This window comes from Bacillus sp. NPDC094064, from assembly GCF_050279585.1.
Lineage (GTDB): Bacteria > Bacillota > Bacilli > Bacillales > Bacillaceae_G > Bacillus_A.
Window position 1 is genome coordinate 1 of record NZ_JBNNUI010000001.1, and the last position, 25614, is coordinate 25614.

Consider the following 25614-nt stretch of genomic DNA (forward strand, 5'->3'; position numbering starts at 1 on the left):
GAAAGCTGAGCACCTGCGGTTATCTAGGAAAATTACGAATATCCGAAATAACCATATCCATCAAGCAACAGCTAAACTGGTGAAAACCAAACCAAGGAGGATTGTTGTGGAAGACTTATCTATCTCAAACCTGTTAAAAAACAAAAAACTATCGAAAGCATTTTCCTTTCAAAAATTACACTTCTTCTTTCAATGTTTATCATACAAGTGCGAGAAGTATGGCATTGAGTATGTAAAAGCTGATAAATGGTTCGCCTCAAGCAAGATTTGCTCATGTTGCGGCGTAAAATACGACCATTCCGTTCAATCAGAAGGACAGTGGAGTTTAAAGATTCGTGAATGGGACTGTGTTCCATGCAATAGCCATCACGATAGGGATGTAAATGCTGCGATAAATTTATCAAGATGAGTAAAATAAAAGCTTGATAATAGGAGGTAACGATACTGCCTCGTGTGGAGTGTTATACCCCTCGTCCCTTCGGGGTTGCGAGAACACGGTGAAGCACTAACTTGTATAAATTTGATTGAATTGTATAGATTTAGTTAAGTTTATCGTATCGGAGAATCCCATGAGACGAAACGTATATATAGATTTTCTAGCTTATTACGGAATAGGGAGTGCCCATCCTGGTGGTTTTACATTAACGAAACAATTGTTAGAACAACTACCTCTTAGACATGAAGCGAATGTTCTTGAGATAGGTTGTGGCACTGGAAAAACAGCGGCGTATATGACAAAAAGATTTGGTTATAAAGTAACAGCGGTTGAAAAGAATGAAATTATGATTCAAAAGGCGAAAGATAGATGGATGTTTGAAGGATTGAATATACAATTAATTCAAGGGGATGCAGAACAATTACCTTGCCTAAACGATTCATTTGAGTTTGTGCTTGGGGAATCGATACTAGCTTTTACAGATAAAGAAAGAGCTATATCGGAGTGCTATCGTGTGTTACAGAAGAGTGGCAAGCTTGTTGTTATTGAAATGATTATTGATACACATATTGAGAAAAAAGAGGAAGAAAAAATTACCCAGTTATATGGGATGAAAGAACTATTAACTGAGAGAGAGTGGGTACAATTATTCCAAAAAGCAAATTTTAAAAGAGTTAAAATTGCTGGCGGTGGTACAATTGCAGAAACGATCTCCAGCTACACAGAAGAGCCAGAATGGAATGTATCATCATATATTCCAAACGATTTATATGAGGCGTGGGTACAGCATGAACATGTAAGACTTATGTACCAACATGTTTTAGGACATCGCATATTTATATGTGAAAAATAAAGAAAAAGAGTTGGCTAAAGATAGCCAACTCTTTACTATGTTAAATGAAGAATAATGCAGCTAAAGTAATTCCGAAGATAAAACCAAATCCGAGTTCAACGCCCCAGCCACAACCACCGCCGCCCCAGCCGTCTCCGCAACCACAATTACCGCAACCACGACCTCCACAGCCGCAGCTACTAAATCCACCACCACAACCAAATCCACAATTGTCACATCTGCTAAGGCCACCACAAAGGTCGCAACCACCGTTTGCATATGCATCGTAGTATCCGAATCCTGTATCAAAAGATGAGCGTTGTTGCACTGGTTCAATCCATACAGAGCTTCGTGTCACATCGATTATTTTTCCTAAATGAACCCGCCCATCACGGTCTTCAATCCGAACAACTTTTCCGAAGTACCGCTGGCATGTATCATAACATCTTTGTCTATGCATGTTCTTTCCTCCTTCCCCATTACAGTAATACGATATGTAAGGGGGACAAGTGCGGCTTGTACGAATGACCTATCTCTTATAATTGTTATGTGAAAGGGGAAATATAGGAAAAGGATTATAGTAAGGAGGAAAAGGTAATGAAATCTACAGATCAGTTTCAGACATACGAAGTACCGTGGGAAGCATTTATTGAGGCCTTACGGGATGAAATGAAAAAACAAGTAGGGGCAGATATTATTGATACGGTAGTTTGCAATTTAGAAGATGGCTTTGAAGTGTATACATATATACAAGGTGATTTAGAATTTGAATATAAAGAAGCGCTTGAAAGAAAATACGGAAGTGATGCAAAAACGCCTAATGTGTTAACAATTATGTTATTAGCTAGCATTTATAGTACAAGTGAAGAGAATATACGCTTGCATGCTGATAATAAAGATAATCCAATTGTCGAAGTGTATGTGAAGAAATAAATCGAACTTTTTGTTATGTGTTTTCAATATGAAAAGTAGGAAAAGTCTGTTTTAAGTGTAGAACTTAAACAGGCTTTTTTACCTATATAGTGGGATAGGAAATGGTAGAAGAAATATTACCAAGTTTATATTCCTGTTTACATAATAAAGTTATGATAGGTTAGTTGTCCTAAAATACAAGTCATATATCTTGTTTCCTCTCATAAATTTAAACATAGGAATTTGTCTACAAAGGTGGCGAAGCCTCATCATGAAAATCCGAATTTGTGCCACGTTCATGTTGTTTCTATTTATATGTTTACCTTTATCAGCTTTTGCAAAAGGAGAGGGGGCAAAGGAAAGGGTCGTTTCACTTGTATATGATGATTCAGGCAGCATGAGAAATAACGATCGCTGGAAATATGCCAATTACGCTTTGCAAAGTTTAGTTGCGCTATTAGATGAAAAAGATACATTTTCTTACGTTCCAATGAGCAAACCGAATAATCCGTTAAATATTTCATTAACAAAGGATAAAAGACAAACAGAAATTGCTGGAATTGGAGCGTGGAAAACATATTTAAACACGCCATTTAGCGCAGTAGAAACGGCGATGGAATCTATAAAAAAGGAAGCAGATATAGATGGAAAACGTGAATTTTGGCTTATTGTATTAACTGACGGGGCATTTAATGATTTAGAAAAAGATAAAGTTGGCGGAAAAGAACAAATTACACAGAAGTTAGCGCAGTTTAAGAAAGAAATGGATGCAAAAAAGATATCATTACATCCAGTCTTAATTACGATGGAAGAGGATTTAGAGCAGCAAGAAAAAAATCAACTAAATACGTTTAAAGAAATATGGAAGAAAGAGATAAATGGAGTTACGATGCCATCAAGTGGTGAGGATGGTATTGTAAAAAGTGTAAATCAAGTAGCAGCGTTAGTTGCAAATCGTGATCCGTTTTCCTCTGTTGAATCGATTGTAAAAACGAAAGTAGTAGGGAAAAAAGTAGAGATTACGACACCATTTCCATTAAAGCGTATGACGCTTGTACGACAATCTCCTTCTTTGCCCGATTATCAGGTCACGAAAATTTCTAAACCGTTACAATTACAATCTTCTTTTTCCATACATGCACCAGGAGAAGCGAAATTATTCGGTAATATAGTTCATATCAGTACGGAAAATCAGGAAGTCATTAAGCCAGGAACATATACGATAGAAGTGGACCAGGACATTGAGAAAGAAGGGTTACAAGTACTTGTTGAACCGGCGCTAAACTATACTGTTTCTACTTACGACAAAGATGATAAAGATCGAAAAAATGTTGAGGAAATGTATGAAGGTGTGACAGCTGTTATTGAAGCAAAACCTACCGAATTGCCAGTTCAGTCATCTTACTTCCAAACAGAAATAGAAATAAATGGAAAACAATATGCGATGAAGTGGGACGATAAAAGACATGTGTTTTATTACGAAACGAAGCTTGCTAAAGGGTTAGTGCGTGGGAAAGTTCATATGAATATAAAGGGATTTTATAGACAAACGAAAGAATTCAAAATTGAAACAGCTAAAAAGCCAGCATTATCACTTCAAACTGTTACGAAAGATTATGAAGAAAAAGTAACGAATTTAGAGAATAGCAAACCGTTCATTTTACAACCAAAGTTAGATGGTAAACCGATGACAGAAGAAGCTGTAAAAAAACTATTAAAATCTACTGGTGTCACATCTAAACAATCAATCAACTATGAAATAAAGCAACACGGTAATCAGATTTATGTTTACCCTCGTCCACATTACTCCGACACATTCAATTTTACAGATACCGGCACCGTAGAAGCTACCATCATAGTGCAGGATTCAAAGTTACAAGAAGTGAAGAAAAAAATATCGCTCCATATTCAAAATGCACCATTTTATGAAAAATATGCGCTTATTTTTAAGTTTGTTATTCCTATCACTTTATTACTGTTAATAGTAGGAATAATCGTTTTAGGATGGATTGTTCGCCCGAGATTTCACCGGAAAGCACTATTATACTATGAATGGGATCAAGAGGTAGCGAAAGATTGGCTATATCAATCAGAACCAGAATTACTTCGAAATAAATGGTGGAAACATTATTTTGGTATCCCATTTAGAGCGGAAAGAAAAACTGTGCAATCCGTTACGTTTATAGCAAAGAAAGGATCAAAATCGATATTTGTAGCAAAAGAATCACAAGTAGTAGGAATGATTATTGATGGGATGTTTATAACAGAGGACGAAGTAGGAATGGAACATAAGACACTATACCCAAATGAACTGTTAGTAATTGATAGAGGATATGGTAAGGAGATTTACAGGTACGAATGTGAATAGTAGATCGGGATAAGAGGGTAGTGGATTCGTTACGTCCTTTCTCCTTCTTTTTAAACAAGCAAGAATAGGAAGGTGGTTCACATGACATTACAAGTTCCAACGATATTAATTGGTTTAGGTGGAATCGGTAGTACTGTGACACATCAAATATATGAAAAATTACCAGAAGAACGTCGTAAGAAGGTAGCAATGCATGTATTTGATACAGATGTGAATACATTGAGTAAGTTTGATCATATTCGGAAATTTAAGACGCAAACGAGTTCAAGTAAAACGCCGAGAGAGTATATTGCGGGAGATCCAACGATTCCAGAGTGGTTTCCGATGGATCCGACTATACTTGATAAACCGTTAACAGAAGGTGCAGGACAGTTACGCGTCATTTCCCGTTTAGCATTACGTGCTGCGATGAAAGAAGATAAATTGACATCCTTTTGGCAAGAAATTGAGAAGATTTTTCCGGTTACAAGTGATCAGACAGAATATGGTGTGCGTGTCATTATTGTAACATCACTAGCGGGCGGAACAGGTTCAGGAATGTTTTTACAAATCGCATTATATTTGCGTGAAATGCTTCGGAAAAAATTACAGCATCATAACATTTTAATACGTGGTGCGTTTTTAATGCCGGATGTTTTAGTGAAGACGAGGACGGTTAGTGCGAAAGAATTTGAAACTGTGCAAGCGAATGGCTATGCGTCTTTGAAAGAGTTGCACGCTATTACGCTCGGTTCTACTGGGGAATTATCAAAACGTGGTGGTGTAACAATTGAATTAGAATACCGTCCTGATCAAGTGGATGAGGATGGAAGAACGAATCATACAATTAAACAACACCATTTACCATACAATTATTGTTTCTTGTATGATTACGAAAACTTACATGGACATCATTTGCACAACTTATCGGATTATATGGAGCAAATGGCAAATACGATTTATTTACAATTATTTAGTCCAATGTCCACGAGTCATTTTGCACAAGAAGACAATCAAATTCAGCAATTGGCGGAATCAAGTGGGAAAGGGCGATATTGCGGAGCAGGAACGGCAAAGCTCATTTATCCATATGAACATGTGTTAAAATATTGTGCTTTAAAATGGGCTGTGCAGGGATTAGATGAATCGTGGCTTCATTTAGATCAACTGTTTCAAGAGAAGAAGCAAAGATATGACCAAGATGTAAAGCGTGGTATGCAACGTGAAAAACCAGAGCGAGGTAAAAGTTATTTAGAGGACTTAGAGCATCTTGCTACTCGCCCAGAACAAGCTCATATTTTCTATAGACAAATGTACAATGAAACACGTGAAGGAGCAGAGGGCGGTAAGCTCGGAGTTGCGAAATCTAAACTGTTTTTAGAGGCTGTAGAAAGTTATGTACAACGAACGGTGCAAAAAGATGAGGAATTAAATCGTCTGCAGCACGAGTGTAAAATTTCGGCTGCGAAACTGAAAATGATGGAACAAATGAAAGGGGAAGTAGCAAGAGTTGATCATGCGGTTCGTTTATATGCGTATGCGATTCCGAGTCGTGTACATGAACATGTAACAACTCTTTTATATGACATGATTGAATCGGACCGTTTTTCACAAAGCGGATCTGAAGGACAGTCCTATCAATTAAATACATGGTTTTTAAAGAAAACAGACCCTGTTCATCCAGTAGCAGCACGTTTTATGTTATACGAAATTCGAAAGCAGTTAGTAGAAAAAATGAATCGATTACATGAAAATAATGAACAAAAGCGTAATTTAATTCAAAACTACGATAAGAAATTTAATGTGAGTAATATTGATGGGACGGTAACGGCTGTACGCCGAGTAGAAATTGCTCAGCAACAAGGTTGGTTCGGAAAAATGGTGAATAATCAGCAACGTCTATTCAAAAAAGAGTTTGAAGACATCGTAACGCAATACGTACACAAATTAAATGAGTATCGTAAAGAAATGTTATTAGAACTTGTGTATCAATCACTATATCAAGCAGTTAATAAAATGATTCAATATTGGGAAAGGTTTTTTGATAATTTACACGAAACACGTGAAAATTTATTGTTTGAAATTCAAAAACGAAGCAAGGAATTTGAAGGGAAAACAAACCCGACGAATGTATACGTATTAGCTGAAGAGAAGTTGCAAGAAAAGATTTGGCAAGATATGCAGCAACATTTAAATTTAGGTGTATTACCGAAAGATATATCTGCGGAAATTTATATGAGTTTGTACGGAGAATATTGCAGGGATGCAAAGACGGAAGAGATTCAGTCGAAAAAGGTTGAAGATTTCTACCGTGAACATATACTGAGCTATTGTTATGACGAACTACAAGTACGCTATCGTGATAAATTAGAGCTGAATATTGTAGAGGCGTTACGAAAAGAAGCAGATTATAAGAAACGTGACCGTGATGAATACGTTCGCGAAAAAATTGAAGACCTTTTCCATTTAGCAAGCCCATTCGTGCCGAAAGTTTCCCATCATAGAGAATTACAATATTGGGGTATACATCCATCTTTAAAGAAAGAACTGCAAGAGGAATTAATTCAAGAGATGTTTAAAGAAAAAGATACAGTGCATGAAGCCTTTTCGCCATTTGAAGTAATCTGTTATCGGGCGCATTACGGCTTGTCGCTACAAGACTTTCCTAAATTATCATCAGGACATATTGCGAACGGGTTTATGAATGATAAAGGTGACTACTTCCAATCGTATTATCGCCGCGTGAACAAATTAAATAGTAAAAAATCTAGTTTAACACCGCATTTAGATAAGTATTGGCACTTACCGGCCTTTATGCCAGACTTGAATGCGACTCAAACAAAATTAGACTACGATAAATGCAATCGAGCTCTTCTATACGCGTATATGTATCGCTGGATTAGTTTAGTTGCGGTTGATGGGCAATTTGTGTATCAATATAACGGCGTTGGACGTAGCTTCTTAATTCAGTCGATGGGGAAAAATATTTCAAGTGAAAGTTATAAATTACACAGAGCATTACTTCATAATCCGTTCATTTATGAAAATATCTTATCCAGGTTTGAAGAAGAACAAGAAAAAGCGATGATACAAGGTGGACATTTATATACACATCCGTTCGTATTAGGAGCCCAAGATGTAAGATGGCTCAGAAAAGAACACGTACACAATATTTTAGATATGATTTTAATGTACGATCGTGAAGCCAAATATGATCCGACGTTAGAAGAAACGTCAGATGAATTATTAAGGTTATTCCTTGATGAAATTGAGTTATACTTCCAAAACTATTACGGTACAGGTGCCGACATGGTTGCAAAGAAAGAAAAAGAAATGTTTATTAAACAATTATGGGATCGTTCGTATGCGAAAGGGTATGTGGATCCAAATAGTGCACCGTATAAAAAGTGGCAAAATTTATTACACGTTCATGATGAAGAAGAAACTCCAAAAACGAATGTATAATGAATGAAAAGGGAATCCTTAAAAGTGGCAATACAACTTTAGAAAAGAGGGATTCTGATGCCGTTTTTAGGAAGTGTATATCAAATATTTGGATTATATCCGGAAATTTATTATGGGATGATTTCAGCTGAAATCGCAGAGCAACAAAGGTTGGAACAGGCGGAAAACGAAGAAACAGAAACAGAAGCATGACTATATAGGAAGCTTCAAAATAGAAATGATAACACTCTATTTGCTCTTTGAACGTATAAGAGCAAATAGAGTGTTTTTACTATTTAATAATACCGCTTTCTAAAATTTTAATTGTAGGTGTTACTTTTACACTTGCCTTTGAAAAAGATTTCGGCCAATCATCTTCAACCTTTTTCCATTCTTTATATTGAAATGCTCTCGCATAATCACCAAATCCGAATGGATCAAGTTGCTGTTTTTGAATTTTGTGGATTAATTCATTTAAATCTTTATTTAGTTGTTTTGTAATAAGTGCAGTTAATTTCTTTTGGTCTTTATATATATCCATGTTGAATGTCATCTCAGCTATGGATATATTAAAATTCATTTTAATATTAAATTGGAAATGGTTATCGTTATAGCCGGTCCCAATCATACGTTTGATGGTAAGAACGTTTATTGTTATGAAATCGCCGCCGTCTGTATCTTTTAAAGCACTATTACTTTCAACCGAATCAGAAGGAATCTTCATTGTAAGAGAAACAGGTGTATTAGCTTTCTTTTGTAACAAAAGAAGAAGGGCGCTTTCATAACGATTTAATGACATTTTATAGATCCCTCGAGAAGTTAATAATGCAGAACCAGTAACAATTACGTCTTTTTTTCCTTTTTTTATTTCTGAAATTGCAGGTGTAATCCCTTTATTAAACGTTTGTCTGTGAAATTCATGGAATGTGGTAAAAACAGTCCGATTGTATAGTTTGTTCGTGTTAATTAAATCTGTTAAATACTCAGGAAGAGCGGGCTTATCTTTAAAGTTATTATATATAACAGAAGAAATAGGACCATTTACTGCAACCATGCGCATGTTTCCAGTGTTTTTGGGGTCACGATACCAAACATCAAGGTAAGGCATAGCACCTTCTTGTTTTAAAAAATTTGTGCTAAATAAAATGAGCTGTAACTTTTCTGTAGATACTAAACCGCCACTTGAACTATTAAAAGCTGCTTTTGCTTCTCGAGGTGTACGTACTTTCGCTTCATGTGTTTCGTACTTTTTTTCTACGTCTTCATTAAAAATAGGATTTACGTGGTACACAATTAAATTTCCTTTCGCTCTTGCGTCAAAACCGTAAATTAATGAAATCGATTGTTTTTCTAAGTCTAGCCGATCTCCACAGCCTGTTAAAAAGGTTATGAGAAAGCAAAGTATAGTGAAATGAATAAAGCATCTCATTTAAATTTTTCTCCTTTTCCAATACTGATAAAGTGTCATGTATAAGAGAAATACGACTGGGAATAGAAAAACGATAAAATAACTGGCAGTTCCCCAAAAATCCCGCAACGCATTTATTTGGTAAGAGGAAGGGATATAAAAGAATAAAACGACAATACACCCGATTAATAAAAACCAAATAGGTAACGAACTCCCTTGTTTGTTACGTAATTGATTGATTCCATCTGAAGCAGTGAAAATATAAGGAATACAAGAGTCAAAAATAATGAAGAGATAAAATGATAAAAAGATAATTTCAAATCGTTCCAGAAATGAAAAGTGAAATGGTGTAACAAGAGAAAGCGTAGGCCATAAAAACTTAGTTATGCCATCTGGGCTAAAATAAACGAAAGAAACGAACGTAACTTGTAGGTAAACGAATAACGTAATCATATTTGCGAGAACGATGCCTTTTTTTGCAGCTGATTTGTTAGTTAGATAGGGATAAAGGACAAATGCAAACTCGAATCCGAGAGACGCAATGATAGTTGATTTCACTGTGGTAACAACTGGTAGCCATCCTTCCTTTAGAAAGGGAAGAAGATATATCCAATGACCATCTTTAAGAGGAATAAACAATAGTAATGGTATCCAGAGGGTAAAAAGCACAGTGAAAACGGCAAAGCGACTAATAATAAGTACACCTTTACATGCGAGCATCAGCATTGGAATAGATAGTAAAATCATAATTAAAAACATTGGAGTTCTAGGTAAAATCCAAATATGGATGACATATAAAAGAGAAAAGATTAAGGAGACCGCAGCAAGTATAGCGTATAGAATCCAAAGAAGCATAGCGAATTTTCCTAGCCACTTCCCAAGATAACGAGTCAGCACATCAAGTAAAGTATATCCAGGATGCTTTTCCATAATTTTCACAATGCATAGACTGACTAAAGTAGTGATAGCGCATCCAATAATAATAGAAATCCATCCATCTGTATTTGCTCCTTGTGCAACTTCACGAGGGAGTGTAAGGACACCGAATCCTACTTGAACACCACTAATCGTTAAAATGTATTGGAATAAACTAATCTCCCTCTTTGCAAGCTTTGTCACTTATCTTCCTCCATTTCCTCTATATCCGGTTGTCGATTGTCTTGTTTTAAGTTAAGGGATAGTGGGCGTTTCTTCATTATTTTCCATGGTAAACGTACAAGAATATCTTTTAAATCCGAAGCAAATAACGGAGAAAAAGGACTACCATAAGGAACACCGAGAGATTCCATAGAAAGAATATGAATAATGATGATTGCCATCCCAACCATAATGCCAATGACACCAAATAAAGAAGCAATCATCATCATTGGGAATCGAAGGAGCCGAATTCCTGCAGACATCTCCAGGTTAGGGATAATGAAAGAAGCAACCGCAGTAATCGATACGACGATAACCATAACGTTACTTACTATTCCTGCTTGAACTGCAGCTTGTCCGATTACAATTCCTCCTACGACCCCGATTGTTTGTCCAACGGGACCAGGAAGCCGAACTGCGGCTTCACGAAGCATTTCGAGTACTAATTCCATCAGTAGTGCTTCAAGTATAGGAGGGAAAGGGATTTTAGCTCGAGATTCTCCAATTGTTAATAATAACTTCAGTGGAATGACTTCATAATGAAAAGAAATCATAGCAATATAAAGAGCGGGAGCAAAAATTGCAATAAATAATCCGGTGAAACGAAGGAGTCGTATAAAAGATGGGATCATTGGTCTAAAACTATAATCATCTATCGTCTGAAAAAAAGATGAAAAAGTCATAGGACCAATTAATACGCCTGGTGAGCGATCTACAACAACAGCAATTCGTCCATCCAGAATGTGATGGGCCGTTGTGTCAGGGCGTTCAGTTATTGATAATTGTGGAAAGAGAGTATAGGAGTTATCTTCAACAAACCCCTCTAATTCACCGGTAGTAATAATGGCATCTACTTTTATTGACTCGATACGGGATGCCATTTCTTGTACGACATCTTCGTTCGCGACATCTGCTAGATAAAGCAAAAAAACTTTTGAAGTTGCTCGTTCGCCAACAGTGAATTCTTTCACTTTCAATTCTCGATTTGGAATATATCGACGAATAAGAGCGAGACTGTCGCTTGCTACTTCATTAAATCCTTCATGAGAGCTTTTTATGGAGCTCTCTGTTGTAGGTTCTTCAATACTCCTTTTTGGCGCCGCTTGCGTATCAAGCTTTAAAGCGGATGCTTGCCCATTTATAAATAAAATGCTTTTGCCATGTAAAATGGACTGTTCAATGTCTGTCCACTGTTGAACCTTTGTAATATTTCCGATAGAAACAGAGGATTCCCAAAAATCGTCCTCATTCCATTCTTTAAATAAGAGAGGACGAAGAATGTCTACGTTAATAACAGTTTTATCTACAAGTCCTTCCATATATATAAGTGCAGCTTCTTGTCCGTTTTTTAACGGGAAAGTGCGTGTAATTAATTCTGGAATACCGCTAAACAATTTGGACAAGTGCTTTAGATTAAGTGGAAGAGAAGAAGAAATAGGTTTACTTAATGTATGATTAGCTTGCTCTTGTGCGGAAAAAGATTTTTCTCCACGTATCCATTTGTTATAAGACCCCATTTGTTTGCTTACCCCTTGTTATGTATTATCCCACTATTTGTAGGCAGTAAGACCCCACCTCAAAATTCAGCGAAAGCAAAGAAGTTAGGTGGGCGTGCTGCCCATAAAAGTCCGATTGGTGAAGGCGAATAATCAGTGGGGGATGAACGAACCCCCGCTGATTAAAGTTTCACTTTATATGGGTTATTATGGATAGTTCCATGCGGACATATGCGTAATTTAAATTTTATATTGTATATTTTTAGTTTTAACGCTATAATCATAGTGTTAAAGATGGAATCGTGATATGACCTGTTATGAATCTATCGTTTTATTTATGAATAAATGGATTGGTATTTTAGCAAGATTTGCTAATAAACTACTCCACCATGATGATAGCGTGCCCAAAATGTGGTGCGTATATTTTCGTGGTGGAGTTTTTTTTATTCTCAAAAAGGGGGAAAGACCATGAATAACAACATGGTTCATATTACAATTGACGGAAAAAAGTATACAGCGGAGCCCGGTTCAACAATATTGAGTGTTATTAATGGAAATGGGATTGAACATCCGCAAATTTGTTACGTGCCAGAAGTAGATCCTATTCAAACATGTGACACTTGTATTGTAGAAGTTGACGGAAAATTAATGCGTTCTTGTTCGGCGGTGGTCACGGACGGTATGAATATTGAACTGGCTTCTGGTCGTGCGAAAGAAGCGCAAACAGAGGCGATGGATCGGTTATTAGAAAATCATTTATTATACTGTACGGTATGTGACAACAACAATGGGAACTGTAAATTGCATAATACAGCAGAGTTAATGGAGATTGAACATCAAAAATATCCTTACGAGCCAAAAGTAGATGTAAGTGAAGTGGATATGACGCATCCGTTTTATCGTTATGACCCTAATCAATGTATCGCATGTGGTCAATGTGTTGAGGTATGTCAAAACTTACAAGTAAATGAAACGTTATCAATAGATTGGGAAGCGGAACGTCCACGAGTTATTTGGGATGAAGGAGTAAATATTAATGATTCTTCATGCGTGAGCTGTGGTCAATGTGTAACCATTTGTCCATGTAACGCTTTAATGGAGAAAACAATGCTCGGTGAAGCTGGATTTATGACGGGATTAAAGCCAGACATTCTTGAACCGATGGTTGATCTTATTAAAGAAGTTGAGCCTGGATATAGTGGTATTTTTGCGGTATCAGAAGTGGAAGCGGCCATGCGTGATACTCGTACGAAGAAAACGAAAACAGTATGTACATTTTGTGGCGTTGGTTGTTCATTTGAAGTGTGGACGAAAGGGCGTAAAATCCTTAAAGTACAGCCATCTTCAGATGCGCCAGTTAACGCCATTTCCACTTGTGTAAAAGGGAAATTCGGTTGGGATTTCGTAAATTCTAAAGAACGAATTACGAAACCTTTAATTCGTAAAAATGGAACGTTTGTTGAATCTACATGGGAAGAAGCACTGAATGTAGTTGCAAGTAAATTAGGATCCATTAAAGAAGAGCACGGTAAAGACGCTATCGGCTTTATTTCTTCATCTAAAATTACAAATGAAGACAATTATGTTATTCAAAAATTAGCTCGACAAGTATTTGAAACGAACAATATTGATAACTGTTCACGTTATTGTCAATCACCAGCGACGGACGGATTATTCCGTACAATTGGTATGGGTGGTGATGCAGGAACGATTAAAGATATTGCACAATCTGGTCTTGTTATTATTGTAGGTTGTAATCCGACAGAAGGTCATCCTGTTTTAGCTACACGTATTAAACGTGCGCATAAATTACACGGACAAAAGTTAATTGTGGCTGATCTTCGTAAAACAGAAATGGCAGAGCGTTCAGACGTCTTTGTTAGTCCAAAACAAGGAACAGACCAAGTGTGGCTAATGGCTGTTACGAAATATATGATTGAACAAGGTTGGCACGATCAACAATTCATTGATGAGAATGTAAACTTCTTTGAAGATTTTAACGAGAGTTTGAAAGAATATACGCTTGAATATGCAGAAGAAGTGACAGGCATTTCAAAAGAAACACTTATTCAAATGGCTGAAATGATTCGTGATGCAGATGGTACATGTATTCTTTGGGGGATGGGGGTAACGCAAAATACAGGTGGATCTGATACTTCCGCTGCGATTTCAAACTTACTTCTTGCAACAGGGAACTATCGTCGTACAGGAGCAGGTGCATACCCACTTCGAGGTCATAATAACGTACAAGGTGCTTGCGATATGGGTACTTTACCAGGATGGCTTCCAGGATATCAGCACGTTACTAACGATATGGAACGTGCGAAATTTGAAATGGCTTACGGAGTGAAAATTAATAATGAACCGGGCCTTAATAATATTGAAATGCTTCGCGCAATTGACGAAGGGAAAATGAAAGCTATGTATCTTGTCGGAGAGGATATGGCTCTTGTAGACTCTAATGCGAACCATGTACATGAAGTGTTATCAAGCCTTGATTTCTTCGTTGTGCAAGATATTTTCCTTTCTAAAACTGCTCAATATGCAGATGTTGTATTGCCCGCAGCACCATCTCTTGAGAAAGAAGGTACTTTCACAAATACAGAACGCCGTGTACAAAGACTATATCAAGTTCTTCCTACGCTTGGAGATGCGAAGCCAGACTGGTGGATCGTGCAGGAGGTTGCGAATAAATTAGGTGCAAACTGGAATTATAGCCACCCAAGTGAAATCTTTGCTGAAATGGCAAGTTTATCACCACTATTTTCACAAGCAAGCTATGAAGTACTGGAAGGATGGAATAGTTTCCATTGGGGAAGTTTTGAGGGCACGAATACACCGCTTCTGTTCCAAGATGGATTTAACTTCCCAGATAAAAAAGCTCGTTTTGCTATTGCTGACTGGGTACGTCCAGCTGAGTTCCCAGCTGAGTTCGATCTTCACATTAATAACGGTCGTATGCTTGAACATTTCCATGAAGGGAATATGACAAATAAATCAACAGGTATTCAAACGAAAGTACCTGGTGTTTTCGTTGAAATTTCTCCAGAACTTGCAAAAGAACGTGGAGTGAAAACAGGTTCATTAGTTCGTCTTGTCTCTCCTTTTGGAGCATTAAAATTACGTGCACTCGTTACAGATCGTGTAAAAGCGAATGAGTTATATTTACCGATGAACTCTACAGATAATGAAACGGCAATTAATTTCTTAACAGGTCCTGCTGTTGATACGCGTACGAATACACCTGCGTATAAACAAACGAAAGTACGTATGGAAGTGTTAGAGGTTAATGGCGAAAATCCGATGCCAAAAGCGAACCCGCGTAATAAAAAACGTCATCCTCAAGCAGGTATTGAGGTTAATCGTAAGTGGGCACGTCCAGGGTATGTGCATTTAACGGATAAGTAGGGAGGAGAAAAGAATATGGCTGCACCTATTAAAACGATTCAAAGACAAGAACAAACTGAGGAAGAAATAAAACAGCAAAAGTTAGATGATTTAAAAGAACTTCTAGCTAATAATGAAGAAGCTCTAAATCAAATGTTTAATATAGTAGGGGAATTGAATGATATTGGCATGCTAGAAGCAGCAAATTCTATGCTGAAAGCGAAAGAACCAATCGCAAAGATTGTCCTCGGTCAAGTAACTCGTGAACCTGTTACAAATTTAATTAATAATATGATGGGTGCTGCAGGTGCTTTAACAGAACTTGACCCAGAGCTTACGAAAAAACTTATAGCTAGTTTATTAGTAGGATTGGAAGAAGGTAATGAACATCTAGAAAGTAATAAAAAAGTCGGGGTATTCGATCTTATGAAGGTATTGAAAGATCCAGATATTAATCGGGCTATTGGTTTTGGTCTCCATTTCTTAAAAGGTATGGGTAAAGGATTAAAAGACGAATAAGCTTCAAAAAGTGAACCTTTTCGTCCAAATGTTTGTACAAAATAGTTTGGATGAAAGGGTCATTTTGGTAAAATATATATGAAAGTAAAATGAGTGTTTTTGGGGGTATGATTGTATGTCAAAAAAAGTACATGAATTTAATGATATGATACGAAAACTTCGAAAGGAACTTTTCGGAAAAGGACCGGAACGAATTCATACTGTATTTGCTGAAAATATGGCTATTGCAACTCTTTATGGAAATTTAACACCTACTGAAAAATTTATTTCCAGTACGATGGATGGTGCGGAAATGGTTCATATGGCTAGAACGAAAATGATTCAAGAAGTGTATGCTGCAAATTCAGGTGAACATTTGGAGGAACTTGTAGGAGCGAAATTAGTGAATCTATTTTCAGATATGAAAGTAGAAGAAGATATCGCAGTTTCTGTGTTTGTTTTTGATAAAAATATAACGTGAGGGAAGGGTACTGATCGTGAAACCGATACAGGTAGAAAGAGAAGTTTTCCGTTATGAACAAGGGGCATTTAAGCATATAGAGGACAGCATTGTAACAGAGTTTCCAGTCACGATTAAAATGAACGGACAGGAGTTTGTTACAATGGTTAGTACTCCAGAATATATAGAAGACATGGTAATAGGCTTCCTAGCATCTGAAGGAATCATTCGGAAGTATGAAGAGATTGATGACATATGGGTACAGGAAAAAGAAGGATTTGTACATGTAACGACGACAAAAGTAAACCCGTATTACGAACAAATGCAAAATAAACGTTATATTACGTCGTGTTGCGGTATGAGTAGACAAGGATTTGTTTTTGCAAATGATGCACTAAGCGCAAAGAAAATGAATGGTGTCCATGTACAGGTTGGTGTGGAAGATTGCTTCCGATTAATGAATGAGATGCAACAATCTGCGGATACGTTTCGTCATACAGGCGGGGTTCATAATGCAGCTTTATGCGATGTAAATGGTATTATTTTAAGTCGAATGGATATTGGTAGGCATAATGCACTAGATAAAATTTACGGTTATTGTTTAAAAAATAATATTTCGATAAAGGATAAAATCATTGTTTTCAGTGGTCGTATTTCTTCGGAAATATTATTGAAAGTTGCAAAGATTGGTTGTGAAATTATCCTGTCAAAATCAGCTCCAACCGAGTTGGCGTTGCAGCTAGCAGAAGAGTTAGGCGTTACCACAATAGGGTTTATTCGTAATCAGTCTTTAAATGTATATACGCATCCAGAACGTGTTTTAAATATAAAAAAGTAAAAGTGAGGCAATGAAGATGAAATCAGTTACATTAGACAAATTGCAACGTCCGTTAAAGGATTTACGTATTTCAGTTACTGATCGCTGTAATTTTCGCTGTCGATATTGTATGCCAGAAGAAATATTTGGTCCTGATTACTCGTTTTTGTCTAATGATAAAATTTTATCTTTTGATGAAATTGAAAGGATAACCCGTATTTTCGTTTCTTTAGGCGTGAGAAAGTTACGAATCACAGGAGGGGAACCGTTACTTCGAAGAGGGCTTCCAGAGCTTATCGAGCGGCTTCATAAAATAGATGGTGTAGAGGATATCGGTTTAACAACAAATGGATCGTTACTTAAAAAGTTTGCTCCTGAATTATATAAGGCGGGTTTATCACGTGTGACAGTTAGTTTAGATTCCTTAGAAGAAGAGCGATTTTTCTATTTGAATGGTAATAGGAGCAAAGTACAAAGGGTTTTGGAAGGAATACAGGCTGCGGCTGAAGTTGGTATGAAAGTTAAAATAAACATGGTCGTGCAAAAGGGAAAAAATGAACAAGATATTTTGCAGATGGCACAATATTTTAAAGAAAATAAACATATTCTTCGTTTTATTGAGTATATGGACGTTGGAAATTATAACGGCTGGGAGTTAAAAGAGGTCGTCTCTAAACAAGAAATAGTAGATGCCATTCATAAAATTATGCCATTAGAACGGATAGAAGCGAATTATGCTGGTGAGGTTGCTACTCGTTATCGTTATATTGGAAGCGATGAGGAAATTGGAATCATTTCATCTGTAACAGATTCTTTCTGTTCATCGTGTACGAGAGCTCGCATTTCTGCGGAAGGGAAATTGTATACTTGTTTGTTCGCTTCTAAAGGAAATGATTTGAGAGAATTACTTCGATCTGGGTATACTGACGAAGAAATTACAGATGTAGTGCGCGATATATGGAATAATCGAGAAGATCGCTATTCAGATGAACGCTTAAGTAACAGTAACAAAAAACCTATGCCTAAAATTGAAATGTCACATATCGGTGGTTAATATATAAAGCTGACATAATAGTGAAAAATGGAAAGTGTGCAAGAGATGTGGACTTTCTATTTGATAGTAAAAGTGATGATTGATATTTCTGTAAAAAAATGTGCAGAGAGATTAAGCAGCATTCAAAAACCTTTATTTTAAATAGGTTTTTTGAAGCTGCTTTTTTATGTGGAGAAAATGGAGGAATTAGTAATGGCATTTCATAAACCGGAACAAATTGCTGAACTCGTAATTGAGGCCGGTGTTCAAAAAGTGAGTCAGACGCTGCCAGCAATGCTTATTCTTGGTTTTTTAGGAGGCGCGTTTATTTCATTTGGCTGTTTACTTAACATTCGAGTTTTAGGTAATTTACCTGAGCGCTGGGGGAGTTTGGTGAATGTTTTAGGAGGCGCGGTTTTTCCTTTTGGACTCATGCTCGTAGTATTGGCAGGAGGAGAATTAATTACCGGAAATATGATGTCATTGTCTATGGCGCTTTATGCAAAGAAAATTACATTGGTAAATGTACTAAATAACTGGGTTTGGGTTACTCTTATGAATTTTGTTGGAGCTATTTTCGTTGCATATTGTTTTGGGCATCTTGGTGGATTAACAGAGGGAGATTATTTAAATAAAACGATAGCGATAGCGGAAGGAAAGTTACATGAATCATTTGAGAGAACTTTAATTTTAGCAATTGGTTGTAATTGGCTCGTTTGCCTGGCACTTTGGCTTGCTTATGGGACGAGTGATTTGGTCGGAAAGATAGTTGGAATATGGATTCCAATTATGGCGTTTGTTGTAATTGGATTTCAGCAAGTAGTGGCAAATATGTTTGTCATCTCAGCAGTTATTTTTGCAGGCCATCTAACGTGGATAGACCTTGTTAAGAACTTTGTTCCTGTTTTTATTGGGAATGTAATTGGAGGAGCTGGGTTTGTTGGGTTTGCATATTTTGCTTGTTATCAAAAACAACATTCTAAAGTGAAATAGATTTCTTGAAAGGAAGGGTATGCAATGGAAGAGCGGTATTCCCGGCAACAGTTGTTCAAACCGATTGGGAGTAAAGGCCAAGAAAAAATTCGAAATAAACATGTGTTAATTATAGGAGCGGGTGCATTAGGAAGTGCAAGTGCAGAGAGTTTCGTACGTGCAGGTATTGGGAAGTTGACGATTATTGATCGTGATTACGTAGAATGGAGTAATTTACAAAGACAACAACTATATTCTGAACAAGATGTGAGAGACAAAATTCCGAAAGCAATAGCGGCTAAAAATCGCTTAGAACAGATTAATTCGGAAGTGAAAATACATGCTTTCGTAATGGATGCATGTGCAGAAAACATGGCAGGGCTATTAGAAAATGTCGATGTAATCATTGATGCAACAGATAATTTTGACATTCGATTTCTAATAAATGATTTATCACAAAAACATAATATTCCGTGGGTTTATGGTTCTTGCGTTGGATCATACGGTATGAGTTATACGATTATTCCGCAAAAGACGCCGTGTTTACATTGTGTACTGAAGAATGTTCCGGTTACAGGTGTGACGTGTGACACGGCTGGGATTATTAGTCCGACAGTTCAAATTGTTGCAGCATATCAAGTGGCAGAAGCACTCAAAATTTTAGTGGAAGATTTTTCAGCAATTAGAAAAACGTTTTTCATGTTTGATATATGGAGTAATCAAAATCATTGTATCAAATTAGTAAAAATAAAAACGGACGATTGTCCATCGTGCGGTTTGAATCGAACTTATCCTTATTTATCATATGAAAATCAAACGAAGGTAGCCGTTTTGTGCGGAAGAAATACAGTTCAAATTAGACCAGTAGAAAATAGACAGCATAATTTTGATGATATTGAAAAAGTATTAAAAAAACTTGGGAAAGTAGATCGAAATCCTTATTTACTATCTGCCCAACTAGATGATTACCGCGTCGTTATTTTTCAAGATGGTCGTGTTTTCATTCATGGTACAAATGATATTCCGAAAGCGAAACAACTATATTATCGCGTATTCGGTTAATAGAAAGGGTTGTCGATAATGGAAAGAAGAGTGCCAATTACGGTTGAGGAAGCTGTGCGTAAAGTAATGGGATTTGCTAGTAATGGCTTAAAGGAGCTACTACCTATTGAATTAGCTTACGGACGTATATTAGCAGAGGATATAGTAGCTGACCATGATGTACCTTCATTCAATCGTTCACCATATGATGGGTTTGCTATTAGAGCAGAAGATACGACTTTAGCGAGCTATGAAAAACCAATTGCATTTGAGGTAGTTGGAGAGATTGGAGCAGGCTCGCTATTTCATGAAGAAGTAGGTCCGTTTCAAGCAGTTCGAATTATGACGGGAGCGCAAATTCCGAATGGGTGTGATGCGGTTGTTATGTTAGAGCTGACTCGTCAATATGAGGAGGCTGGAAACAATTATATAGAAGTGAAGCGATCATTCAAAACGGGCGACAATATTTCTTTTCAAGGTGAAGATGTTCGTAAAGGAACGGTTCTTGCAAAGAAAGGATCATACATTAATCCAGGTATTTCAGCTCTTCTTGCTACGTTCGGCTATAGCAAGGTGCCAGTGGCGAGAAAGCCTGTACTTGGATTGTTAGCGACCGGTAGTGAATTACTGGATGTAAATGATTCATTACAGCCAGGGAAAATCCGAAATAGTAATACGTATATGATATTGTCTCAAATTCGAAGAGCGGGCGGAAGAGTAAAATATTTTGGGAAGTTTAGCGATGATTTTCATACATGTTTCAAAGCTGTAAAAGAAGCGTTAAGCCAAGTAGATATGCTCATTACAACAGGTGGTGTATCAGTAGGGGATTACGATTATTTACCAGCTATATATGAAAAGTTAGGTGCATCTGTTCTTTTCAATAAAGTTGCAATGCGACCAGGGAGTGTAACGACTGTAGCACAATTAAACGGAAAGTTATTATTTGGTTTATCAGGAAATCCATCTGCTTGTTACGTAGGATTTGAATTGTTCGTAAGACCTTGTATTCGGACGTATATGTTTAGTGAAAAAGCACATTTAAAAAGAGAAAAAGCATTGTTAGGAGAAGATTTCCTAAAACCGAATCCATTTACAAGATTTGTACGAGCGAAACTGACATATAACGAAGGGCAATTAACCGCTTATCCGTCAGGTTTTGATAAATCTAACTCGGTTTCTTCTCTAGCGGAGACAAATATATTTATTGTACTTCCAGGTGGAACGAGAGGTTATAAAAAAGGTATGTTCGTAGACGTTCTCTTGTTGGAGGATAACGAGGGTAATGAATGGCCTTGGACATTTTATAAAGTGAGAGGTGGTTCTAATGGGACAAGTTCTATTTGAGATTGTAGATATACCAATTGTGGTTGAAGAAGTAACGAATAAAGTGGCAAGAAGAGAAGCAGGTGCGATTACAACGTTTATTGGTACGGTGAGAGAATTAACAAAAGGAAAACGAACGTTACATTTAGAGTATGAAGCATATAAACCGATGGCAGTAAAACAACTTACGCAAATTGGTGAAGAAATTAATAAAAAGTGGCCAGATGCAAAAGTAGCAATTACACACAGAGTAGGACGACTCGAAATAATGGATATTGCAGTTGTCATTGCCGTTTCATCACCACATCGGAAAGTAGCTTATGAAGCGAATGAGTACGCAATTGAACGTATAAAAAGAATCGTTCCAATTTGGAAAAAAGAATTTTGGGAAGATGGAACGATGTGGATTGGAGATCAACTTGAAAATACGCCTTATCCAGAAGGAAAACCAAAGAAAGAAGAATGAGAAATGATTACAATTTTACTGTTTGCAAATTTGCGTGAGGAAGTCGGATTAGATCGACTAGTAATGTTAGAAAAACAAGAAATGACTGTTGGGCAATTAAAAGAATGGATGAAAGAAAGTTATCAATTACAATCTTTGGAAGCTGTAATGGTAGCAATTAATGAGGAGTTTGTAACAAATGGAGAGACGATTCAAGCTGGAGATGTAGTTGCATTCATTCCGCCTGTTAGTGGAGGTTAATACGTTTAAGAAGGTAGTATATGATAAATTATTTTATTAGGACATGATGTTATAAAAAATTAAGAATATGAGAAGGGATGAGTGTTATGCTTACTCATGAACAAATTATGAATGCTTTAAAACATGTGGAGGATCCAGAGTTACACAAAAGTATTGTAGAATTAAACATGGTTAGAAATATACAAATGAATGGTACAGAGGTTAAACTTGAAGTAGTGCTAACAATCCAAGGTTGTCCGTTAAAAGCAAAAATTCAACAAGATATTGAAGAATCACTTCACGCAATTGGTGCCTCTAAAGTGGATGTAACATTCGGTTCTATGACAAAAGAAGAACGTGCAGCTTTAACAGAGAAGTTAAAGAAAAATAATAGAACAGAAACTGGTATGCCGAGCATGCTTCGCCTTGATTCAGGAGTACGGTTTATTACTGTAACGAGCGGAAAAGGTGGAGTCGGAAAATCAACGGTGACAATTAATCTTGCAACTGCACTAGCTCGCATGGGAAAAAAGGTGGGGATATTAGATGCAGATATATATGGTTTTAGTATTCCAGCTATGATGGAAACGAATCAAAAACCAACGATGATCGATCAAACAGCAATTCCAGTCGTTAGTCACGGTGTTAAAATCATGTCGATGGGATTTTTTACAGAAGGAAATAACCCAGTTATGTGGCGTGGACCGATGTTAAATAAATGGATTCAAAATTTCCTTGCGAATACGCACTGGGGAGAATTAGATTATTTACTGCTTGATTTACCACCTGGTACAGGAGATGTTGCCATTGATGTTGCAGCAATGATCCCGCAAGCGAAAGAAATAATTGTTACAACGCCGCATAATGTAGCTTCATTCGTTGCTTCAAGAGTCGGTGTAATGGCAAAACATACGAATCATGAGATTTTAGGTATTGTGGAAAATATGGCTTATTTTGAAGAGCAAGATGGATCGAAAAATTACCTCTTCGGAAAAGGTGGCGGTGAAATGCTCGCAGAACAACTGCAAACAGAAGTAATTGCCAAAATACCTTTTGCAAAACGTGAAGAAAATAACGGTTCATCTGTATATGATGAAGATTCTCTTGTTGGAGAAGTATTTACATCGTTAGCGGAAGATATTATTTATAGAGGATAGAGGGGGAAGTTTAGTATGGCGTGTAATATCGATCATTCTATGGAAGATGTAATGAATAAGCTTGAAAGTCAGAAGAGTTTTTTATCTAAAGAGATTTTTGCAGGATTGAAGGTTTTTTTGCAAGGTAATCATTCACAGGGAATATTAAATGATATATTTCATCTTTTAAAAAAGTATGACTTAGTTAGTGAAGAAGAACGAGAGACGAGAAAAGCACAATTATTGCACATGATGAGGTAAATACCCTTTAGCTTTAGAATTTTTTCAGGAGGGGTGAATGTGATGGATATGAAAAAGATGATTGAAACGATAGAAGCAACAAAAATGAATGACGTAACATTATCGATTCCTCAGTTACATCAAAAGCTTGTGAAGTTGTATAGCCAAAAAGATAGTGCAGCGTATACGGAGCTATTAAAATATATTTTATCATTATCCGTGCAACTTGATTTACATTTCGTATTGAAATATTTTGGGGTGCGACCGGTTGTTGTTGCAGATGAACGTATGCAATTTCAAGAGATATTTAAATGTTTAGCTAAGAAGGATGATAAAGGGGAATGGTTTTTAAATTTGGTTTCTTTATACGTAGGTTTACTTGTAGTACTTCATTTTGATGAGAAAGAGATTGAGAGAAGTTTTTTTGGTGATATGACTACAGTAGGTGAAGGAAATGAAAAAGAAATATAAATATATACTCATAATATCTTTCTTTTTAATAGCTGTAATCGCACTTTCTATTGGTTATGTAAATATGAAAGTAATGAATTAATATCGACCAACTAAACTAGTGTGCTAAAAAGTGTTCTTCAGTTGTTTCCATCGTTTTTTCATGTTACCATTAAGCGAATTTTTCATAGGGAGAGAAAGCGATGAAATGGATTTATTTTATTATTATTAATGTTATAGCTTTTAGCCTTATGGGGCTTGATAAACGAAAAGCGAAGAAGAAACAGTGGAGAACACCAGAAAGTACGCTATTTTTATCAGCGGCAGCTGGGGGAGCAGTTGGTGCTTGGATCGGTATGTATATGTTTCATCATAAAACACATAAAAAGAAATTTGTTTTCGGTATACCATTACTTGTCGTTATAACAGTATGTTTATTTTTTGCTGTATGAGAAGTGTCGAAAGAATTGCGGATTGATTATTGGTAAAGTAAGCATGTGGGACCGTATAATGGAGAAAAATGAGAAGAGGAGAAAATGGAAGATGGGGAGTCAATCAGCAGAGCAAAAAAAAGGGATCATATATGCGGCTGGTGCTTATACGATGTGGGGAATTCTACCGATTTATTGGAAATGGGTTGAGGAAGTCCCAGCAGATGAAATATTAGCGCACCGCATCGTTTGGGCGTTCGTTTTTATGTTACTCGTATTAGGTGTTACGAGGAGATTTCGCCAGTTTATCGGAGAGTTTGTGAATCTTTTTAAACGACCTAAATTATTAATGTCATTAACAATAGCTTCAGTTTTGATTAGCGGAAACTGGTTTGTTTACATATGGGCCGTAAATCATAATCATGTCATTGAAGCAAGTCTTGGTTATTATATTAATCCACTTATTAGTATTTTACTTGGTACAGTCGTTTTAAAGGAAAAGTTAAACTTTTGGCAATATGTTGCAGTTGGTTTAGCTGGGGTAGGGGTTATCATTTTAACAGTACGTTTCGGATCTATTCCGTGGGTTTCTTTATCACTTGCTTTTTCATTTGGACTATACGGATTAACGAAAAAATTGTTAAATTATGATGCGACAATTGGACTTACGATGGAAACGATGTTAGTGACGCCATTTGCGATTCTTTATCTCGTTATGACAGGAGCACATGGTTTCGGTTCATTTGGTTCTATTTCTATGGTATCGACGTTACTTTTAATTGGAGCAGGCATTGTTACAGCATTGCCACTTTTTTATTTCGCAAAAGGAGCGCAGCTTATTCCACTTTATATGGTAGGTTTCTTACAATATATTGCACCAACAATTAGTTTAATTTTAGGTGTATTTGTATTTGGTGAACATTTCACATCTACTCATATGATGGCGTTTTTCTGTATATGGGTTGCTTTATTTGTATTCTCGGTAGCAAAAACAAAGTTTTTAGTGCAGAAACAACCGAAATTTATTAAAAATAAATCAGCAAAAGTGTCATAATGCGTAGTATTTTCTACGCATTTTTCTTTATACTTATATTATATAGAATTTTCATTATAGCTAGTAGGGAGC

At 36.6% G+C, this 25614-nt stretch carries 25 protein-coding genes; 21 read left to right on the forward strand and 4 right to left on the reverse strand.

The window, feature by feature from the left end; all coding sequences use genetic code 11:
* Together ACQKNI_RS00005 and ACQKNI_RS00010 are read left to right on the forward strand one after the other, a co-directional pair.
* The coding region (locus ACQKNI_RS00005) for an RNA-guided endonuclease InsQ/TnpB family protein (protein WP_427282084.1) at positions 1–409 on the forward strand (409 nt) is incomplete at its 5' end.
* 160 nt (positions 410–569) lie between these two features.
* Positions 570–1289, forward strand: coding sequence for a class I SAM-dependent methyltransferase (locus ACQKNI_RS00010; protein ID WP_088229882.1), 720 nt, complete (start codon positions 570–572; stop codon positions 1287–1289).
* 40 nt (positions 1290–1329) lie between these two features.
* Here the strand turns inward: ACQKNI_RS00010 and ACQKNI_RS00015 are convergent, their stop codons facing one another.
* Complete coding sequence (locus ACQKNI_RS00015; RefSeq protein WP_088229881.1) at positions 1330–1728, reverse strand: hypothetical protein; 399 nt, start codon at positions 1726–1728, stop codon at positions 1330–1332.
* 137 nt (positions 1729–1865) lie between these two features.
* Between ACQKNI_RS00015 and ACQKNI_RS00020 the strand changes: the two genes are divergently transcribed.
* From ACQKNI_RS00020 to ACQKNI_RS00035, 4 genes are all read left to right on the forward strand, one after another.
* Positions 1866–2201 (forward strand): hypothetical protein, encoded by a 336-nt coding sequence (locus ACQKNI_RS00020; RefSeq protein ID WP_088229880.1) that lies wholly within the window; start codon positions 1866–1868, stop codon positions 2199–2201.
* Positions 2202–2451: 250 nt separating this feature from the next.
* Entirely contained in the window at positions 2452–4548 is a 2097-nt protein-coding gene (locus ACQKNI_RS00025) for a vWA domain-containing protein (protein WP_088229879.1), read from the forward strand.
* Positions 4549–4629: 81 nt separating this feature from the next.
* The gene (locus ACQKNI_RS00030) at positions 4630–7992 is read left to right on the forward strand and encodes a tubulin-like doman-containing protein (protein ID WP_088229878.1); all 3363 of its coding nucleotides are present in this window, start codon (positions 4630–4632) and stop codon (positions 7990–7992) included.
* A gap of 57 nt (positions 7993–8049) precedes the next feature.
* On the forward strand, positions 8050–8184 hold the full coding sequence (locus ACQKNI_RS00035; RefSeq protein WP_088229877.1) for a phosphonate ABC transporter permease: 135 nt from the start codon (positions 8050–8052) through the stop codon (positions 8182–8184).
* A 79-nt stretch (positions 8185–8263) separates the two neighbouring features.
* Here the strand turns inward: ACQKNI_RS00035 and ACQKNI_RS00040 are convergent, their stop codons facing one another.
* The 3 genes from ACQKNI_RS00040 to gerSA are packed head-to-tail and all read right to left on the reverse strand — an operon-like array spanning position 8264 to position 12033.
* Positions 8264–9400, reverse strand: a complete 1137-nt coding sequence (locus ACQKNI_RS00040; protein WP_088229876.1) for a Ger(x)C family spore germination protein — start codon at positions 9398–9400, stop codon at positions 8264–8266.
* On the reverse strand, positions 9401–10498 hold the full coding sequence (locus ACQKNI_RS00045; RefSeq protein ID WP_088229875.1) for an endospore germination permease: 1098 nt from the start codon (positions 10496–10498) through the stop codon (positions 9401–9403).
* Positions 10495–12033 carry a spore germination protein GerSA gene (gene gerSA / locus ACQKNI_RS00050; RefSeq protein ID WP_088229874.1) on the reverse strand — a complete coding sequence of 513 codons (1539 nt, stop codon included), beginning with the start codon at positions 12031–12033 and terminating at the stop codon, positions 10495–10497. The genes ACQKNI_RS00045 and gerSA overlap by 4 nt, the downstream gene beginning before the upstream one ends.
* A 447-nt stretch (positions 12034–12480) precedes the next feature.
* Here gerSA and fdhF point away from each other — a divergent pair, with 447 nt between their 5' ends.
* The 15 genes from fdhF (at position 12481) to rarD (ending at position 25542) form a co-directional block, all read left to right on the forward strand.
* The gene (gene fdhF, locus ACQKNI_RS00055; RefSeq protein ID WP_088229873.1) at positions 12481–15420 is read left to right on the forward strand and encodes a formate dehydrogenase subunit alpha; all 2940 of its coding nucleotides are present in this window, start codon (positions 12481–12483) and stop codon (positions 15418–15420) included.
* A gap of 15 nt (positions 15421–15435) precedes the next feature.
* Complete coding sequence (locus ACQKNI_RS00060; RefSeq protein WP_088229872.1) at positions 15436–15918, forward strand: DUF1641 domain-containing protein; 483 nt, start codon at positions 15436–15438, stop codon at positions 15916–15918.
* A gap of 115 nt (positions 15919–16033) precedes the next feature.
* Entirely contained in the window at positions 16034–16378 is a 345-nt protein-coding gene (locus ACQKNI_RS00065) for a DUF2294 domain-containing protein (protein ID WP_088229871.1), read from the forward strand.
* 16 nt (positions 16379–16394) lie between these two features.
* Positions 16395–17195 carry a formate dehydrogenase accessory sulfurtransferase FdhD gene (fdhD, locus tag ACQKNI_RS00070; RefSeq protein ID WP_088229870.1) on the forward strand — a complete coding sequence of 267 codons (801 nt, stop codon included), beginning with the start codon at positions 16395–16397 and terminating at the stop codon, positions 17193–17195.
* A 16-nt stretch (positions 17196–17211) separates the two neighbouring features.
* A complete protein-coding gene (moaA, locus tag ACQKNI_RS00075; RefSeq protein WP_088229869.1) occupies positions 17212–18228 on the forward strand; it encodes a GTP 3',8-cyclase MoaA in 1017 nt (338 codons plus the stop codon).
* A 192-nt stretch (positions 18229–18420) separates the two neighbouring features.
* Positions 18421–19200 carry a formate/nitrite transporter family protein gene (locus tag ACQKNI_RS00080; protein ID WP_088229867.1) on the forward strand — a complete coding sequence of 260 codons (780 nt, stop codon included), beginning with the start codon at positions 18421–18423 and terminating at the stop codon, positions 19198–19200.
* A 24-nt stretch (positions 19201–19224) separates the two neighbouring features.
* Entirely contained in the window at positions 19225–20241 is a 1017-nt protein-coding gene (locus ACQKNI_RS00085) for a molybdopterin-synthase adenylyltransferase MoeB (RefSeq protein WP_088229866.1), read from the forward strand.
* Between the two features lie 18 nt (positions 20242–20259).
* Positions 20260–21567 (forward strand): molybdopterin molybdotransferase MoeA, encoded by a 1308-nt coding sequence (locus tag ACQKNI_RS00090; RefSeq protein ID WP_088229865.1) that lies wholly within the window; start codon positions 20260–20262, stop codon positions 21565–21567.
* On the forward strand, positions 21548–22012 hold the full coding sequence (gene moaE, locus ACQKNI_RS00095) for a molybdopterin synthase catalytic subunit MoaE (RefSeq protein WP_088229864.1): 465 nt from the start codon (positions 21548–21550) through the stop codon (positions 22010–22012). Before ACQKNI_RS00090 ends, moaE begins: the two co-directional genes overlap by 20 nt.
* Positions 22013–22015: 3 nt before the next feature.
* Entirely contained in the window at positions 22016–22252 is a 237-nt protein-coding gene (gene moaD / locus ACQKNI_RS00100) for a molybdopterin converting factor subunit 1 (RefSeq protein WP_088229863.1), read from the forward strand.
* An 86-nt stretch (positions 22253–22338) separates the two neighbouring features.
* Positions 22339–23388, forward strand: coding sequence for a P-loop NTPase (locus tag ACQKNI_RS00105; RefSeq protein ID WP_088229862.1), 1050 nt, complete (start codon positions 22339–22341; stop codon positions 23386–23388).
* Between the two features lie 15 nt (positions 23389–23403).
* Positions 23404–23628: a group-specific protein gene (locus ACQKNI_RS00110; RefSeq protein ID WP_088229861.1), complete on the forward strand. Its 225-nt coding sequence runs from the start codon at positions 23404–23406 to the stop codon at positions 23626–23628.
* A gap of 42 nt (positions 23629–23670) precedes the next feature.
* On the forward strand, positions 23671–24078 hold the full coding sequence (locus ACQKNI_RS00115; RefSeq protein WP_088229860.1) for a hypothetical protein: 408 nt from the start codon (positions 23671–23673) through the stop codon (positions 24076–24078).
* Positions 24079–24260: 182 nt separating this feature from the next.
* Positions 24261–24509, forward strand: coding sequence for a DUF1294 domain-containing protein (locus ACQKNI_RS00120; RefSeq protein ID WP_088229859.1), 249 nt, complete (start codon positions 24261–24263; stop codon positions 24507–24509).
* 91 nt (positions 24510–24600) lie between these two features.
* Positions 24601–25542: an EamA family transporter RarD gene (gene rarD / locus ACQKNI_RS00125; protein WP_088229858.1), complete on the forward strand. Its 942-nt coding sequence runs from the start codon at positions 24601–24603 to the stop codon at positions 25540–25542.
* The last annotated feature ends 72 nt before the right edge of the window (positions 25543–25614 follow it).

Coding starts and splice junctions, on each gene's coding strand:
- ACQKNI_RS00035 (WP_088229877.1), top strand. CDS start 8,050: ATGCCGTTTTTAGGAAGTGTATATCAAATATTTGGATTATATCCGGAA.
- ACQKNI_RS00065 (WP_088229871.1), top strand. CDS start 16,034: ATGTCAAAAAAAGTACATGAATTTAATGATATGATACGAAAACTTCGA.
- ACQKNI_RS00025 (WP_088229879.1), top strand. CDS start 2,452: ATGAAAATCCGAATTTGTGCCACGTTCATGTTGTTTCTATTTATATGT.
- ACQKNI_RS00120 (WP_088229859.1), top strand. CDS start 24,261: ATGAAATGGATTTATTTTATTATTATTAATGTTATAGCTTTTAGCCTT.
- ACQKNI_RS00110 (WP_088229861.1), top strand. CDS start 23,404: ATGGCGTGTAATATCGATCATTCTATGGAAGATGTAATGAATAAGCTT.
- ACQKNI_RS00030 (WP_088229878.1), top strand. CDS start 4,630: ATGACATTACAAGTTCCAACGATATTAATTGGTTTAGGTGGAATCGGT.
- ACQKNI_RS00020 (WP_088229880.1), top strand. CDS start 1,866: ATGAAATCTACAGATCAGTTTCAGACATACGAAGTACCGTGGGAAGCA.
- ACQKNI_RS00085 (WP_088229866.1), top strand. CDS start 19,225: ATGGAAGAGCGGTATTCCCGGCAACAGTTGTTCAAACCGATTGGGAGT.
- ACQKNI_RS00115 (WP_088229860.1), top strand. CDS start 23,671: ATGGATATGAAAAAGATGATTGAAACGATAGAAGCAACAAAAATGAAT.
- ACQKNI_RS00015 (WP_088229881.1), bottom strand. CDS start 1,728: ATGCATAGACAAAGATGTTATGATACATGCCAGCGGTACTTCGGAAAA.
- moaD (WP_088229863.1), top strand. CDS start 22,016: ATGATTACAATTTTACTGTTTGCAAATTTGCGTGAGGAAGTCGGATTA.
- ACQKNI_RS00105 (WP_088229862.1), top strand. CDS start 22,339: ATGCTTACTCATGAACAAATTATGAATGCTTTAAAACATGTGGAGGAT.
- gerSA (WP_088229874.1), bottom strand. CDS start 12,033: ATGGGGTCTTATAACAAATGGATACGTGGAGAAAAATCTTTTTCCGCA.
- moaE (WP_088229864.1), top strand. CDS start 21,548: ATGGGACAAGTTCTATTTGAGATTGTAGATATACCAATTGTGGTTGAA.
- ACQKNI_RS00060 (WP_088229872.1), top strand. CDS start 15,436: ATGGCTGCACCTATTAAAACGATTCAAAGACAAGAACAAACTGAGGAA.
- ACQKNI_RS00080 (WP_088229867.1), top strand. CDS start 18,421: ATGGCATTTCATAAACCGGAACAAATTGCTGAACTCGTAATTGAGGCC.
- moaA (WP_088229869.1), top strand. CDS start 17,212: ATGAAATCAGTTACATTAGACAAATTGCAACGTCCGTTAAAGGATTTA.
- ACQKNI_RS00040 (WP_088229876.1), bottom strand. CDS start 9,400: ATGAGATGCTTTATTCATTTCACTATACTTTGCTTTCTCATAACCTTT.
- fdhF (WP_088229873.1), top strand. CDS start 12,481: ATGAATAACAACATGGTTCATATTACAATTGACGGAAAAAAGTATACA.
- ACQKNI_RS00010 (WP_088229882.1), top strand. CDS start 570: ATGAGACGAAACGTATATATAGATTTTCTAGCTTATTACGGAATAGGG.
- ACQKNI_RS00090 (WP_088229865.1), top strand. CDS start 20,260: ATGGAAAGAAGAGTGCCAATTACGGTTGAGGAAGCTGTGCGTAAAGTA.
- rarD (WP_088229858.1), top strand. CDS start 24,601: ATGGGGAGTCAATCAGCAGAGCAAAAAAAAGGGATCATATATGCGGCT.